This window comes from Burkholderia sp. BKH01 (assembly GCF_025685725.1).
Classification (GTDB): Bacteria; Pseudomonadota; Gammaproteobacteria; order Burkholderiales; family Burkholderiaceae; genus Burkholderia; species Burkholderia pyrrocinia_C.
This window is the reverse complement of the sequence record NZ_JAOTQT010000005.1, coordinates 245,388-259,719: the sequence shown is the minus strand read 5'-3', so window position 1 is coordinate 259,719 and position 14,332 is coordinate 245,388. Positions and strand designations below refer to the sequence as shown.

The window sequence follows — 14,332 nt, the reverse complement described above, 5'->3', positions numbered from 1 at the left end:
GACATGATGCGAGATGCGGCCAATTTCGAGCCGACGGACAGCCGGGTGACACGCCCGGCGTTCTGGAACGCCCTTCCCGAGCGCTGGACGAGCGACGTCGAGGAAACGCTGGTGTGCTGCCAGGTGCGGCAGGAAACGCACGACGTGAAGAGTTTCTTCTTCCGTTCGCCGCAGGGCCGCTCGTTCTCGTTCGAACCCGGGCAGTTCCTCACGCTCGAGCTCGACATCGACGGCGAAACGATCAACCGCTGCTACACGATCTCGTCGTCGCCGGCGCGGCCGCACACGGTGTCGATCACGGTCAAGCGCGTGCCGGGCGGCAAGGTGTCGAACTGGCTGCACGACAACCTGCAGCCGGGCGCATCGGTGCGGGTGCTCGGCCCGGCCGGCGAATTCACGTGCGCGCGGCATCCGGCGCGCAAGTACCTGTTCCTGTCGGCCGGCTCGGGCGTCACGCCGCTGATGTCGATGAGCCGCGCGCACCATGATCTCGCGGAAGATCGCGACATCCTGTTCGTGCACAGCGCGCGTACGCCGGACGACATCATCTTCGCGCGCGAGCTCGACCTGATCGCGTCGAATCATACGAATTTCCGCACATCGTTCGTCGTCGAGCGCCTGGGCGCGCGCACCAACTGGCCGGGCGTCACGGGCTTCCTGACGCTGCCGCTGCTGAAGCTGATCGCGCCGGACTTCATGGAACGCGAAGTCTTCACCTGCGGCCCCGCGCCGTACATGAAGGCCGTGCGCGACCTGCTCGACGAAGCCGGTTTCGACCGCAAGCAGTATCACGAGGAGAGCTTCTCGTTCGAAACGCTTGCGCAGACCGCGAGCGACGAGCTGCTCGCCGATCTCGCGCCGCCGGCCGAAGGCGGCGACGCCGATACGAAGCAGTACACGGTCAGCTTCGCGAAGAGCAACCGCGAGATCGCGTGCGGCTCGGAGCAGCACGTGCTCGACGCGGCACGCCAGTCGGGCGTGCGGCTGCCGGCCTCGTGCACGCAGGGCATGTGCGGCACCTGCAAGGTGAAGCTCGTGTCGGGGCAGGTCGAGATGAAACACAACGGCGGCATCCGGCAGCGAGAGATCGACCAGGGGATGGTGCTGCTGTGCTGCAGCAAGCCGCTGTCCGATCTCGTGATCGACAAGTAGTCAAGACGCGCCATCGGCTGTCTGGGCGCGTCGCGTCCGGACAAGCATCCGTCGGAAAACAACGATACCGCGGATTTGTGGTTGAAGAACCTAGAGAGGCAACGCGCGCAGGCGCATATCAAGGAGATCGACCATGAAGTTGTTCGGAAAACTGTTGTGGACCGGCGCACTGTCGGCGATGGTGGCGCTGAGCGCATCGGCGCTTGCCGATACGAAGCCGACGCTGAAGATCGGCTACGTCGAAGGCTGGGACGACAGCGTTGCCACGTCGAACGTCGCGGCCCGCGTCATCGAGAAGAAGCTCGGCTACCAGGTCCAGCTCGTGCCGGTCGCCGCCGGCATCATGTGGCAGGGCGTCGCGCGCGGCGATCTCGACGCGACGCTGTCCGCATGGCTGCCCGTCACGCACGGCTCGTACTGGGATGAGTACAAGGCCAAGGTCGTCGACCTCGGCGCGAATTTCCCAGATGCGAAGATTGGCCTGATCGTGCCCGCGTACGTGAAGGCGAAGAGCATCGACGACCTGAACGCGGAGAAGGCCAATTTCGGCGGCCGGATCGTCGGCATCGACGCGGGCGCCGGCGTGATGCGCAAGACCGACGAAGCGATCAAGAGCTACGGGCTGAACTACACGCTGATGCCGAGCTCGGGCAGCGCGATGACGGCCGAGCTGTCGCGTTCGGTCAACGCGAACAAGCCGGTCATCGTGACCGGCTGGGCGCCGCACTGGATGTTCGCGAAGTGGAAGCTGCGCTTCCTCGAGGATCCGAAGAAGGTGTTCGGTGGCGCGGAGCACGTCGACAGCGTCGCGAATCCGGGCCTCGAAACGAAGGCCAAGCCGGTCGTCGCGTTCCTGAAGAAATTCCAGTGGAAGCCGGGTGAAATCGACAGCGTGATGCTGGCAATCCAGAACGGATCGAAGCCGGAAGCGGCGGCCGACGCGTGGATCGCGGCGCATGCCGACCGCGTGAATTCGTGGACGGAAGGCGCGCAGTAAGCACTAAAAGCTTTGTCATACGAAGCACCATGAAAAATACGCCGGGAATGGCATGCAGGAATCCGAAATAATCGTGAATTCATGCAGCCGTATCCCGGTTTTCTTTTACTGAATCTGCAAAAAAGCCCGTAAGTTGTTACACTACGGCCCTTGTGCAGAGTCATCACAGGAGGAATTGGATGAGTCAAGCAGGACTGCGTGCGAACCGCACCAGTGATGTCGAGGCAACCATCTCACATGATTCGACGGGCCACACGCTGCATCGTGGCCTGACTTGGAAAGACGCGTTCTGGGTAACGAGCGGCGTGCCGGCGGGCGTGCTGTTCACGATCGGCGGCGTATGCGCGACGATCGGCCAGCCCGCGTGGGCGATCTGGATCGCCGCGATCACGATGGGGTTGATCCAAAGCGCGACTTATGCGGAAATCTCGGGGCTATTTCCTCATAAATCGGGCGGCGCGTCGGTGTATGGCGCGATCGGCTGGGTCCGTTACAGCAAGCTGATTGCCCCGGTGTCCGTGTGGTGCAACTGGCTCGCGTGGTCGCCGATGCTTGCGCTCGGCTGCGGCCTCGCGGCGAGCTATGCGCTCACGAGCCTCTTTCCCGCCGACGCGGCGGTGCTGCACTGGCAGCTCAAGTTAGCGGACCTGAGCTTTATCAAACCCGGCCTGTCCCTGCGGATCAACGCGACGTTCATCATCGCGACGATCCTGCTTCTCATCACGTTCAAGCTTCAGCACAGCGGAGCATCGAAGGCCGCGCGCACGCAGCGCATCCTCGGTATCGCGTCGCTCACGCCGCTGTTGATCGTTGGCATCGTGCCGTTCGTCACGGGCGACGTGCCGATGTCGAACCTGCTCCCGCTGCTGCCGCTCGGCCACGACGCGCACGGCAACCTCACGGCCGCGACCTACGGCTCGTGGAACGGGCAGGGCGTCACGATGGCGCTCGGCGCGATGTTCATGGCCGGCTGGGCGTCGTACGGCTTCGAGACGGCCGTCTGCTACACGCGTGAATTCCGCGATCCGCGCCGCGACACCGCGAAGGCGATCTTCTGGTCGGGTGCGTTGTGTCTCGTTGTGATGACGCTCGTGCCGCTGGCGTTCCAGGGCGCGCTCGGCACGCAGGCGATGCTCGATCCCGCGATCGGCGACGGCACCGGCGTCGCGGCCGCGATGGCGAAGATCGTCGGCGGCGGCGCGTGGGTGGCGAACGCGGTCGTCGTGATGCTGATGCTGTCGATCCTGCTGATCGTGATGACGTCGATGATGGGTTCGTCGCGCACGCTGTACCAGGCATCGGTCGACGGCTGGCTGCCGAAGTATCTGTCGCACGTGAACGAGCACGGCTCGCCCACGCGCGCGATGTGGACCGATCTCGGCTTCAACCTCGTGTTGCTGATGATGTCGGACTACATGACGGTGCTGTCGATCTCGAACGTCTGCTACATGCTGTTCGTATTCCTGAATCTTCAGTCGGGCTGGATCCATCGGATGGATCGCGGCAACTGGGATCGGCCGTTCCGCTGCCCGACGTGGCTGCTGGTCGGCGGCGCGATCTGCGGTTATGCGAACCTCGTGTATGTCGGCGCGGGTGCGAACCTGCAGGGCGAAGGCACGCTGCGTAACGGGCTGATCGCGATGCTGCTGATCGTGCCGGTGTTTCTCTATCGTCACTACTGGCAGGACCGCGGCCGGTTCCCCGCGCAGATGCAGCGCGACATGGAGCTCGAGGTGCCGAAGCGCAGTGCGTGGCTGAATCTGATGCCTTACGCGGCGCTGATCGGCGCGGGGCTGACGATCTGGTTGTCGTATTACCTTGCGTGGGTGAAGTGACGAGGTAATGCGTGCATTGTCGCGCGCGATGGCGCCGGAAACCGCACACGGGGCCGTCGCGCGATGCGTCGAATGCAACGCGATCGCAAAAAAGGCCCGACGGTACGCCCGTCGGGCCTTTTTCGTTTTCTTCGCGTTCGAACGAACGTGCTGCCCGATTACGAAAACACCACCGTCCGATCCCCGTTCAAGAACACCCGCCGCTCGATGAACGCCTTCACCGCGCGCGCGAGCGTGATGCTTTCGACATCACGCCCGACCGCGAGCAGCTGCTCCGGCCGCAGCGCGTGATCCACACGCTCGACGACCTGCTCGATGATCGGACCTTCGTCGAGATCGTCGGTGACGAAGTGCGCGGTCGCGCCGATCAGCTTCACGCCGCGCGCATGCGCCTGGTGATACGGCTTCGCGCCCTTGAAGCCGGGCAGGAACGAATGATGGATGTTGATCGCGCGGTTCGCGAGCTTCGCGCTCGTCTCCTGCGACAGCACCTGCATGTAGCGCGCGAGGATCACGAGCTCGGCGCCGCTCGATTCGAAGAAGTCGAGCCACTGCGCTTCCTGCTGCGCCTTCGTGTCGGCCGTGATCGGGAAGTGCCGGAACGGCAGCCCGTGCTGCGCGGCCATCGGCTCGAAATCGGGGTGGTTCGACACGATGCCGACGATGTCCATCTTCAGTTCGCCCATCCGCCAGCGGAACAGCAGATCCGCGAGGCAGTGCTCGAGCTTCGACACCATGATCAGCACCTTCGGCCGCGCGTTCACGTCGTGGATCGCCCATTGCATGTCGCCGCCCAGGCCGGCCGCGATCGGCGCGAATTCCTGGCGCAACGCGTCGATCTGCAGCGTTTCATCCGTCGGATGAAAGACGCAGCGCACGAAGAAGCGGTTGCTGAGATCGTCGTCGAACACGTTCAGCGCATCGACATAGCAGCGATGGCGATCGAGAAAGCCGACGACGGCGGCGACCTGGCCGGCCGCGCTCGAGCACGACAGTGTCAGGACGAATTGATCGGGGCGGTGCTCGGCGGTCATGAGAATCCTCGGATGGCATGGGGCGCACGGCCGTGCGGCAGCGCACGAAAGCGCCGCGCCGCGCGGGTTGCGGGAGACTCAAGTAAATCAGGACGATTTTGGGGAGGATAGAACCAACGCGCCGTGTGGCTGGTATCGGTGCGTCAGCGCGCGGGGGCAGGCTCGACCCGTCACGCGCTCGCGCACGCGTCGAGCAGCCAGCGCCGGAACACGTGGGTCGCGTCCGGCTCGGGCCGCTGCGGCGGCCGCACCAGGAAGTAGCCGCGCGACGTGACGACGGGCGCGTCGACCAGCTTCACGAGCTGGCCGGACGCGACGAGCTCGTCGACGAGCGGCGACCAGCCGAGCGCGACGCCTTCGCCGAGCAGCGCCGCGTGGATCACGAGCGCGTAGCTGTTGAAGGTCACGCCGCGCGCGGCGGCCGCCGTGTCGAGGCCGTGCGCGTCGAACCAGCCGGACCACGACAGCCAGCGTTCGGGGCGCGTCGGCTGCACGTGCAGCAGCGGCAGCGCGAGCAGTTGGTCGGCCCGCGCGACGTGCAGGTGCGCGTCGCGGAACGCGGGCGAGCATACGGGCGTGACGGATTCCGGAAAGAGCCGCGCGGCCGTGCACGACGGCCAGTGGCCGTCGCCGAACAGGATCGCGATGTCGCCGTGGTCGCGCTGCGCGTCGTAATCCTGTGATGTGACGACGCGCACGTCGACATCCGGCATCACGTGCTTCAGGCCCGCCAGGCGCGGCATCAGCCAGTAGGTCGCGAAACCGAAGTCGGTGACGATCGTGAGCGCACCGTGCTCGCGGCGCGCGCGCAGCGTCGCGGTGGCGCCGCGCAGCGTGTCGAGGCTCAGCCGCACGGCTTCGTACAGGCACTGGCCGTCGGCCGTCAGCGTGACGCCGCGCGGGCTGCGCTCGAACAGCGGCACGCCGAGCTCGGCCTCGAGCTGGAACACCTGCTGGCTCACGGCCGGCTGCGTCGAGCCGAGCTCGCGCGCGGCGGCCGTGAAGCTCGCGAGCCGGGCGGCCGATTCGAATGCGCGCAGCGCCTGCATCGACGGTAACGGTTCCGGTTTCGACATAAGTCCTTCTAATGGCCCCATAAGGGCAGGACGCCTTCCCGCCCGAATTCGGGCGGGCGATAGTGCATCGGACGGTACGGCACACGCGCTTCACGGCCGCCGCGCCAGGCCTTTCCGCGATTCTAGCCAGTCGCGGCCGGCATGCGCGGCACTTTCTTCGGGCCGCATCCGTCATGCCGGACGTCTCGCTGCCAAGGCGGCGCGCCGTTCCATTCGAACACCGTTTCCCCCACGACCGCCGATGACGAACCCGACACCCAACATCCTGATCCTGATGGCCGACCAGCTCACGCCGTTCGCGCTGCCGGCGTACGGCAACCGCGTCGCGCGCACGCCGACGCTCGACCGGCTTGCCGCGCAAGGCGTGGTGTTCGACGCCGCGTATTGCGCGAGCCCGCTGTGCGCGCCGTCGCGCTTCTCGCTGCTGACCGGCAAGCTGCCGTCGGGGATCGGTGCCTACGATAACGCCGCCGAATTGCCGGCGCAAACGCTGACGTTCGCGCACTACCTGCGCGCGGGCGGCTACCGGACGATGCTGTCCGGCAAGATGCATTTCTGCGGGCCCGATCAGTTGCACGGCTTCGAGGAGCGGCTCACGACCGACATCTATCCGGCCGATTTCGGCTGGGTGCCCGACTGGGACAGCCCGACCGAGCGGCCGAGCTGGTATCACAACATGAGCTCGGTGCTCGACGCGGGCCCGTGCGTGCGCACGAACCAGCTCGATTTCGACGACGAAGTCACGTTCGCCGCGAAGCAGAAGCTGTACGACGTCGCGCGCGAACGTGCGGCCGGGCACGACGCGCGGCCGTTCTGCATGGTCGTGTCGCTGACCCATCCGCACGACCCGTATGCGATCACGCGCGAATACTGGGATCTGTACCGCGACGACGAGATCGACATGCCGGCCGTGCGGCTCGATGCAGCGGACAGCGATCCGCATTCGCAGCGGCTGCGCTTCGTCTGTGAGAACGACCGCACGCCGCCGACCGATGCGCAGATCCGCGCCGCGCGCCGCGCGTACTACGGCGCAACCTCCTACGTCGACGCGCAGTTCGGCAGCGTGCTGGCCGCACTCGAGCAGTGCGGGTTCGCCGACGACACGATCGTGATCGTCACGTCCGACCACGGCGACATGCTCGGCGAGCGCGGGCTCTGGTACAAGATGACGTTCTTCGAAGGCGGCTGCCGCGTACCGTTGATCGTCCATGCGCCGGGCCGCTTCGGCGCCGCGCGCGTGCGCGGGCCGGTGTCGCACGCCGACCTGCTGCCGACGCTCGTCGACCTGGCCGGCGCCGCGCCCGCCGGCGGCTGGCCCGACCCGGTCGACGGCGCGAGCCTCGTGCCGCACCTGCACGGCACGCCCGCGCACGATGTCGCGCTCGGCGAATACCTCGCGGAAGGCGCGGTCGCGCCGGTCGTGATGATCCGCCGCGGCGACTGGAAATACGTGCATTGCCCGGCCGATCCCGACCAGCTCTACAACCTCGCCGACGATCCGCGCGAACTCACGAATCTCGCCGGCTCGCCGGAAGCCGCCGGCGTGCTCGCGGCGTTCCGCGTTGAAGCCGCGCAGCGCTGGAACCTGCCCGAGCTGGACCGGCAAGTGCGCGCGAGCCAGCGGCGCCGGCGCTTCCATTACGCGGCGGCGACGCAGGGCCGCATTCACGCGTGGGACTGGCAGCCGTTCACCGACGCGAGCCAGCGTTACATGCGCAATCACATCGAACTCGACACGCTCGAGGCGATGGCGCGTTTTCCGCGGGTCGGGCGCTGAGCGTCCCGCATCGCGATCATTGACGAACGACGGAGGAAGCTGGCGATGGAACGGCAATGCAATGCAGCAATCCGGATCGGCGCGGCGCTCGCCGCGGCCGCCTGCCTGGTGGTGGCGCAGGGCGCGCATGCGGCCGACCCGCAGACGTGCAGCGACGTGAAGATGGCGGCGCCCGGCTGGACCGACATCGACGCGACGAACGCGATGGCGGGCGTCGTGCTGAAGGCGCTCGGCTACCGGCAGGACGTGGCGAACCTGTCGGTGCCGATTACGTACCAGGGGCTCAAGAAAGGGCAGGTCGACGTGTTCCTCGGCAACTGGATGCCCGCGCAGGCGCCGCTCGTGAAGCCGTTCGTCGACGAGAAATCGATCGACGTGCTGCACGCGAACCTGAGCGGCGCGAAGTTCACGCTTGCGGTGCCCGACTACGTCGCGGCCGCGGGCGTGCATACGTTCGCCGATCTCGCGCGCTATGCCGACCGCTTCGGCGGCAAGATCTACGGGATCGAACCGGGCGCGCCCGCGAACCAGAACATCAAGCGGATGCTGTCCGACCACGCGCTCGGCACGGCCAGCTGGTCGCTCGTCGAATCGAGCGAGACGGGCATGCTCACGCAGGTCGAGCGCGCGGTGCGCGACAAGCGCTGGATTGTATTTCTGGCGTGGGAGCCGCATTTGATGAACACGAAGTTCCATCTGACCTACCTGTCGGGCGGCGATGCGTACTTCGGCCCGAACTACGGCGGCGCGACCGTCAACACGGTCACGCGCGCCGGGTTTGCCGGCCAGTGCGCGAACCTTGCGCGGCTGTTCCGGCAGATGACGTTCTCCGTCGACGTCGAGAACCGGATGATCGCCGACATGCTCGACAACAAAACGTCGCCCGCGCTCGCGGCTCAGCACGCGCTGAAGGCCGACCCGGCACTGGTCGCCGGCTGGCTGGACGGCGTGACGACGGCCGCCGGCGCACCGGGCCTGCCGGCCGTGCGCGCGGCCCTCGACGGCCGCTGACCCCCCTCCGGGCGGCCGGTTTTTGCCGTGCCGCCCGTCTACGTGTTTTCCCGACCCGTCGCATCGTGACCATTTGGTGTCGCCTTCAGACGGGTGACCCGAAATATGGGTTTGTATTTTTCGGCAATGGCTGCGTTATTGCGAAAAACGAAATGCCGAAGCCAGCGGGTGTACCGAATTCGAATCCACCGGCGTATCGCGGCACGCGCCGGGACGAGATTCTTTCCATCGAACGGTTCAGGGAGGGTGGTCGATAATGAAGCACACGAAAGTCGCCGTAGCCGCCGCGCTTGCATGCGCGGCCTGTATTCCCGCCATCGGGCACGCGCAAAGCAGCGTGACGCTGTACGGGATTCTCGACGCGGGCATCACGTATGTGAACAACACCGGCGGTTCGCACGTGGTCAAGTTCGACGACGGCGTCTCATACGGGAACCGCTTCGGCCTGAAGGGCACGGAAGACCTGGGCGGCGGCCTGAAGGCCGTGTTCACCCTCGAGAGCGGCTTCCACCTCGGCAACGGGCAGCTCGGCTTCGGCGGCGCCGAGTTCGGCCGGCAGGCGTATGTCGGCCTGCAGAATGACTGGGGCACGCTGTCGTTCGGCAACCAGCTCGACATCACGAACGAACTCGTGTCGATCTACAACATCTCGGCGTGGGGCAGCGGCTATGCGATCCACCAGGGCGACTTCGACCGCTTCAACGGTGATCGCCTGCCGAATTCGGTGAAGTTCCTGTCGAACGACCTCAGCGGCTTCAAGTTCGGCGCGATGTACTCGTTCGGCAACGTCGCGGGCAACTTCCACCGCAACAGCGCATGGAGCGCGGGCGCGAGCTTCACGAAGGGCGACTTCTCGATCGGCGCCGCGTACACGCGCCTGAACAACCCGAACGGCATCTACGCGTTCGATCCGTACGCGATGATCGGCACGCACACGTTCCTCGGCCAGCAGACGGTTACCGTCGATCCGGCGACCGGCGCGCGCACCGACCTGTTCGCGAACACGCCGATGAACGTCGACAGCCAGGGCACGTTCGGCATCGGCTCGAGCTACACGATCGGCAAGCTGACGCTCGACGCCAACTTCTCGTACACGACGATCAAGGGTTTCGGCCAGTCGTCGCACATGCAGGTGTATGAAGGCGGCGGCTTGTACCAGTTCACGCCGGCGCTGAGCCTGATTGCGGGCTACCAGCATACGCGCTTCGAAGGCCATCACTGGAACCAGGGCACGGCGGGCCTGCACTACCTGCTGTCGAAGCGCACCGACGTGTATATCTCCGGCGATTACCTGCGCGCGTCGCAAGGCGTCGATGCGGTGGTCGGCTACAGCTTCACGCCGTCGACGACGCAGACGCAGGCCGACGTGCGGATCGGGATGCGGCATTCGTTCTGAGCGGGGTGGTGTGGGGTAGTGACGTCTTCAGCGAGGTCTCTCTTTGGCGCGAACCGAGGTTCGCGCTTTTTTTTTGCGCGTTTCGGCCGACGGCGTATCGCAGTCTCAGCGCTTCGAGCGCGTCTCGGACGGGCGTTCGCCGAACATCCGACGGTAATCCGCGGCGAACTGCCCGAGATGGCCGAAGCCCCAGCGCGTCGCGATCTCCGTGATCGAAGCAGCGTCGTCCGGCGCCTGCAGCGCCGTTCTCACGCGCTGCAGGCGGACTTCCTTCAGGTAGCGCATCGTGCCGATGTCGCGCCATTGCTGGAATGCGCGTTGCAGCGTGCGCACGCTGCAATGCGTGGCGGCCGCGATGTCGGACAGCGCGAGCGGCTGGCCGGCATGCGCGTCGATATACGCGATCGCGCGCTTCACGCACGCCGGCGCGACACGCTCGCGTGCCGGCGCCGCATCGGCGAGCTGCTCGCCGACGAGGGACATGATCAGCAGTTCCTCGACCAGCGGCAGTTGCATCGCCTTCAGCGCGGGCGGTGTGTCTGGATCCAGCAAGTGCCTGAGCATCTGCACCGACGCGAGCCAGCGGTTGCGGCGCTGTGTGTCGAGCAGCGCGCACGACGGCAGCACCGACGGCGGCTCGCGCCCGGACACGCGGCGCCAGATCTCCGCGATCCGGCGCGCATCGATGCGCACGCCCATCTGGACGTTGTCCTCGCTGTAGCGGAACCGCGCCTGCTCGTCCGACGCGACGAGCACGGTCGAACCGCTGCCGCCCGCGTGCGCGAGCGCGCCGCTGCGGATGTCCGAATGCCCGGCCAGCGTGGTGAGCACGAGCACGAAATTGCCGAAGATCTCCGGGCTGATCGCGATGTCCGTTCCGTATGCAAACCAAGACAGCGCAACGTTGTCGCCGTCGAGATTGAACATGGTGGCGGGCGTCGCGCGGTGCCGCGCGGCGCTGAACCGATGGGGGCGATAGACCTTGCTGACTTCGCGGCGGACATGTTCCAGATCGTCGGACACGAACAGCATCGCGCTGCGCGGAATGTCGTTGTCGGACAGCAGCGGCGGGAAGGTCAGCGGCGGCATGCCGGGCCGCGCAAGCAGGTCGTTCAAGGAGTCCCTCCTGACGGAAGCGGAGCGGATGGCCGCGATACACGAAAAATGGCGCGTTTCCGATGCCGGTGGCGCCGAGGCGATAGTCGCCCGCGCCCGTTCGCGCAATCATGGGGACGTATCGGACGGCCTGCCACCAATGGCCTGACATTATACGGCGCGCGTTGGCGGCGGCTTCGGGCCCCGTCGCGCGACGGCCGGTCGTCCGTCCGGTGCCGCACGGCGGCTTTATGTCTGGAAACGACGCTATTCATCGGAGCATGATCATGACCACCCTTTATCGCGGCATGGACCGCGCCACGCTCGACGCTGCGTACAACAACACCGAAGCGGTGCCGGATTTCCCGGCGGTGCTGGCGGATTGCCAGGCGCGCAGCGCGAAGCTGTACGACACGGCGTCGTGCCGGCGCGATCTGCGCTACGGCGAGCGCCCGCGCGAGCGCTACGACTGGATCGCGTGCGGCCGCGAGCAGGCGCCGACGTTCGTCTTCATTCACGGCGGCTACTGGCAGAACTGCGAGAAGGAGGATTTCGCATACATCGCGAGCGGGCCGCTGGCCGCGGGATTCAACGTCGTGCTGGCCGAATACACGCTGGCGCCCGATGCATCGATGACGCAGATCGTCGGCGAGATCGGCCGCCTGCTCAACCATCTGGCGGCCGATCGTGACCGGCTCGGCATCGCGGGCCGGCCGCTCGTGCTGAGCGGCCATTCGGCGGGCGGGCACCTGACGGCGCTGTATCGCGCGCATCCTGCCGTTACGGCCACGTTGCCGATCAGCGCGCTGGTCGATCTGGAGCCGATCAGCCTGTCGTGGCTTGACGACAAGCTGAAACTGTCGAAGCAGGAAATCGACGCATTCAGCCCGTTGCGCCACATCGGCAAGGGCGCGCCGACCGTCGTCGCGGTCGGCGGCGCGGAGCTGCCGGAGCTCGTGCGTCATTCGGACGACTATGCGGCCGCGTGCCTGGCGGCCGGCGAGACGGTCGAACTGATCCACGTTCCGGGTTCCACGCATTTTTCGGTGCTCGACGAGGTCGTGCGCGCGGACGGACGCCTGCTGCAGGCGTTGTCCGCCATCGTCACGCGGTGACAACGCGGAACGCGGCCGCGCACGTGCAACGCGCGCGCCGGCGCGTTTCCGTGTGCGTCAGGCGTCAGGCGTCACGCGTACGGCCGTGCCGAAGCAGATGACTTCCGTTACGCCCGAACCGATCTCGGTCGAGTCGTAGCGCATCGCGACGATCGCATTCGCACCGAGCTTGCGCGCATCGGCGAGCATCTTGTCGAATGCCTGCTGGCGTGCCTTCTCGCACAGCGACGTATAGAGCGTGATGTTGCCGCCGAAGATCGTTTGCAGCGACGCGCCGAAAGAGCCGACGATCGAGCGCGAGCGCACGACGATGCCCTGTGCGACGCCGAGCGAGCGGACGGTCGTGTGGCCAGGCAGGTCGAATGCGGTCGTGACGCGAGCAGGCGACAGATCGTCGACGGAGCGGGTGGTGTCGGTCATGGCGGGAGCATGTGGTGCGGTAGTGATCAAGCGACGATTCTAGCCGGAAGGCGACCAGACGCCGGAACGGGCGCACACGCCGTGCGCGCCCGTGTCTTCACCGCAGCGAAGCACTTCCCGATCCGGTTCGGTCAGTGCTTGACCGCCGTACCACCATCCCCGCCGAGATCGACCGCATAGGCCAGCGCCAGCTTGCCGAACTTCAGCGCGTGGTTCGCCTGGCGATCCGAGTTCTCCAGCGTGTCGTTCACCGTATGGATATACGGGCTGTCGTTCTGGTCGGCCTCGAACGGGAACGACGCCGGATAGCCCTGCGCATTCCACGACGCATGGTCAGAGCACGCATACCCGCACTGCGACGTGCCGATCGTGAGTTCCGGCAGGTAGGTCTTCGCCAGATTCGTCAGGTACGTGTTCTGCGATGCGTTCGTGTAGTCGGTGATCAGGTAGATATCCTTCGGATCGCCCTTGTAGTTCGTCATGTCGAGCTGTAGCACGCCGACCACGTTGGCATTCTGCGCGCGGAACTGCTTCGCGATCGCCTTCGAGCCGAGCAGGCCGGCTTCCTCCGCCGCGTACCCGACAAACTTGATCGTCCGCTTCGGCCGGTAGTTGTTCGCGAGCAGCACGCGCAGCGCTTCGGTGAGGCTCGCGATGCCCGATGCGTCGTCGTCCGCGCCGGGCGAGCGCGTGTTCTCCGTCGTGCGGCCGACGGTCGAATCGAGGTGGCCGCCCAGCACGACGGTGCCCGCGGCCGGATCGCTGCCGCGGATCGTCAGGATCACGGATTTCTGCGGAAAGCCCGTGTGCGCGAACTGTTCGACGGCGATGTCGGCGCGCCCGCCCGCCAGTTGCTTCCACTGCAGCGCGAGCCAGTCCGATGCGGCAACGCCGTGCGACGTCGTGTAGTAGCGGTTCGTGAAGCCGGACAGCGACGTGATCGTGCCGACGATGTTGCTGGCCTGCAGTTGCTGGATCCAGGTGCCGATCTGCGGCGCGTTCGACACCTTGTACGCGGGGGCGGCCGCCTGCTTTGCGAGCGACGGCGGCACCGGCTGCAGTGCCTGGCGCGCTTCGTCGAACGAGTCGTGCACGACGTAGCCGGGCCCGTGGCCGCGCGTGCGATGGACGGCATGGGCCAGCTCGCCGAGTCGCGAATCGTCGATCTCGACGACGTGCACGGTTTCGCGGCGCGCGGCGCCGTCGGCGGTCTTGCCGGCATCGACCGTCGTGCTGTATTGCGCGGTCGCGCTTGCGTCGATGCGTTGAAGCTGGCGGAACGCCGCATCGCCGAGCGTGATCCACACGGGGGCCGCATGTGCGGCGGCGGTCAACAGCATGCCGCCCAGCGCGGCGCTCAGATAAGTCAATTTCAGAGTAGGCATGTTCGATCTCGCGAGGGTAACGATGTCGAGGAAGAGGGC

The 14,332-nt window shown here is 66.4% G+C and carries 12 protein-coding genes; 7 read left to right on the top strand and 5 right to left on the bottom strand.

Annotated features, from left to right (window positions below):
* Window positions 1-3 precede the first annotated feature (3 nt).
* From OEJ37_RS11115 to OEJ37_RS11105, 3 genes are all read left to right on the top strand, one after another.
* The gene (locus OEJ37_RS11115; protein WP_174417591.1) at window positions 4-1,152 is read left to right on the top strand and encodes a hybrid-cluster NAD(P)-dependent oxidoreductase; all 1,149 of its coding nucleotides are present in this window, start codon (window positions 4-6) and stop codon (window positions 1,150-1,152) included.
* A gap of 133 nt (window positions 1,153-1,285) precedes the next feature.
* Window positions 1,286-2,149, top strand: coding sequence for a glycine betaine ABC transporter substrate-binding protein (locus OEJ37_RS11110; RefSeq protein ID WP_175918488.1), 864 nt, complete (start codon window positions 1,286-1,288; stop codon window positions 2,147-2,149).
* A gap of 179 nt (window positions 2,150-2,328) precedes the next feature.
* Window positions 2,329-3,984 carry an APC family permease gene (locus tag OEJ37_RS11105; protein WP_263344296.1) on the top strand — a complete coding sequence of 552 codons (1,656 nt, stop codon included), beginning with the start codon at window positions 2,329-2,331 and terminating at the stop codon, window positions 3,982-3,984.
* 158 nt (window positions 3,985-4,142) lie between these two features.
* Here OEJ37_RS11105 and purU read toward each other — a convergent pair whose 3' ends face one another.
* Window positions 4,143-5,018 (bottom strand): formyltetrahydrofolate deformylase, encoded by an 876-nt coding sequence (gene purU / locus OEJ37_RS11100; RefSeq protein WP_072441954.1) that lies wholly within the window; start codon window positions 5,016-5,018, stop codon window positions 4,143-4,145.
* Between the two features lie 170 nt (window positions 5,019-5,188).
* Window positions 5,189-6,094, bottom strand: a complete 906-nt coding sequence (locus OEJ37_RS11095) for a choline sulfate utilization transcriptional regulator (protein WP_174417587.1) — start codon at window positions 6,092-6,094, stop codon at window positions 5,189-5,191.
* Between the two features lie 241 nt (window positions 6,095-6,335).
* Between OEJ37_RS11095 and betC the strand changes: the two genes are divergently transcribed.
* The 3 genes from betC to OEJ37_RS11080 all read left to right on the top strand — a co-directional run bounded on the left by betC (window position 6,336) and on the right by OEJ37_RS11080 (window position 10,278).
* Entirely contained in the window at window positions 6,336-7,871 is a 1,536-nt protein-coding gene (gene betC / locus OEJ37_RS11090; RefSeq protein WP_263344294.1) for a choline-sulfatase, read from the top strand.
* Between the two features lie 45 nt (window positions 7,872-7,916).
* Window positions 7,917-8,882, top strand: a complete 966-nt coding sequence (choX, locus tag OEJ37_RS11085; RefSeq protein ID WP_174417585.1) for a choline ABC transporter substrate-binding protein — start codon at window positions 7,917-7,919, stop codon at window positions 8,880-8,882.
* A gap of 256 nt (window positions 8,883-9,138) precedes the next feature.
* Window positions 9,139-10,278 (top strand): porin, encoded by a 1,140-nt coding sequence (locus OEJ37_RS11080; RefSeq protein WP_175918486.1) that lies wholly within the window; start codon window positions 9,139-9,141, stop codon window positions 10,276-10,278.
* A 105-nt stretch (window positions 10,279-10,383) separates the two neighbouring features.
* Here OEJ37_RS11080 and OEJ37_RS11075 read toward each other — a convergent pair whose 3' ends face one another.
* Complete coding sequence (locus OEJ37_RS11075; RefSeq protein ID WP_263344293.1) at window positions 10,384-11,394, bottom strand: helix-turn-helix transcriptional regulator; 1,011 nt, start codon at window positions 11,392-11,394, stop codon at window positions 10,384-10,386.
* Window positions 11,395-11,654: 260 nt separating this feature from the next.
* Between OEJ37_RS11075 and OEJ37_RS11070 the strand changes: the two genes are divergently transcribed.
* Window positions 11,655-12,488, top strand: coding sequence for an alpha/beta hydrolase (locus OEJ37_RS11070; protein WP_208459176.1), 834 nt, complete (start codon window positions 11,655-11,657; stop codon window positions 12,486-12,488).
* 57 nt (window positions 12,489-12,545) lie between these two features.
* Here the strand turns inward: OEJ37_RS11070 and OEJ37_RS11065 are convergent, their stop codons facing one another.
* Window positions 12,546-12,908 (bottom strand): YbjQ family protein, encoded by a 363-nt coding sequence (locus OEJ37_RS11065; protein WP_263344291.1) that lies wholly within the window; start codon window positions 12,906-12,908, stop codon window positions 12,546-12,548.
* A 131-nt stretch (window positions 12,909-13,039) separates the two neighbouring features.
* On the bottom strand, window positions 13,040-14,293 hold the full coding sequence (locus tag OEJ37_RS11060; RefSeq protein ID WP_174417580.1) for a M20/M25/M40 family metallo-hydrolase: 1,254 nt from the start codon (window positions 14,291-14,293) through the stop codon (window positions 13,040-13,042).
* Window positions 14,294-14,332: the final 39 nt, after the last annotated feature.

Excerpts from the sequence above, each read along its gene's own strand:
- OEJ37_RS11115 (WP_174417591.1), top strand. The coding sequence starts at position 4 with ATGATGCGAGATGCGGCCAATTTCGAGCCGACGGACAGCCGGGTGACA.
- OEJ37_RS11110 (WP_175918488.1), top strand. The coding sequence starts at position 1,286 with ATGAAGTTGTTCGGAAAACTGTTGTGGACCGGCGCACTGTCGGCGATG.
- OEJ37_RS11105 (WP_263344296.1), top strand. The coding sequence starts at position 2,329 with ATGAGTCAAGCAGGACTGCGTGCGAACCGCACCAGTGATGTCGAGGCA.
- purU (WP_072441954.1), bottom strand. The coding sequence starts at position 5,018 with ATGACCGCCGAGCACCGCCCCGATCAATTCGTCCTGACACTGTCGTGC.
- OEJ37_RS11095 (WP_174417587.1), bottom strand. The coding sequence starts at position 6,094 with ATGTCGAAACCGGAACCGTTACCGTCGATGCAGGCGCTGCGCGCATTC.
- betC (WP_263344294.1), top strand. The coding sequence starts at position 6,336 with ATGACGAACCCGACACCCAACATCCTGATCCTGATGGCCGACCAGCTC.
- choX (WP_174417585.1), top strand. The coding sequence starts at position 7,917 with ATGGAACGGCAATGCAATGCAGCAATCCGGATCGGCGCGGCGCTCGCC.
- OEJ37_RS11080 (WP_175918486.1), top strand. The coding sequence starts at position 9,139 with ATGAAGCACACGAAAGTCGCCGTAGCCGCCGCGCTTGCATGCGCGGCC.
- OEJ37_RS11070 (WP_208459176.1), top strand. The coding sequence starts at position 11,655 with ATGATCATGACCACCCTTTATCGCGGCATGGACCGCGCCACGCTCGAC.
- OEJ37_RS11065 (WP_263344291.1), bottom strand. The coding sequence starts at position 12,908 with ATGACCGACACCACCCGCTCCGTCGACGATCTGTCGCCTGCTCGCGTC.
- OEJ37_RS11060 (WP_174417580.1), bottom strand. The coding sequence starts at position 14,293 with ATGCCTACTCTGAAATTGACTTATCTGAGCGCCGCGCTGGGCGGCATG.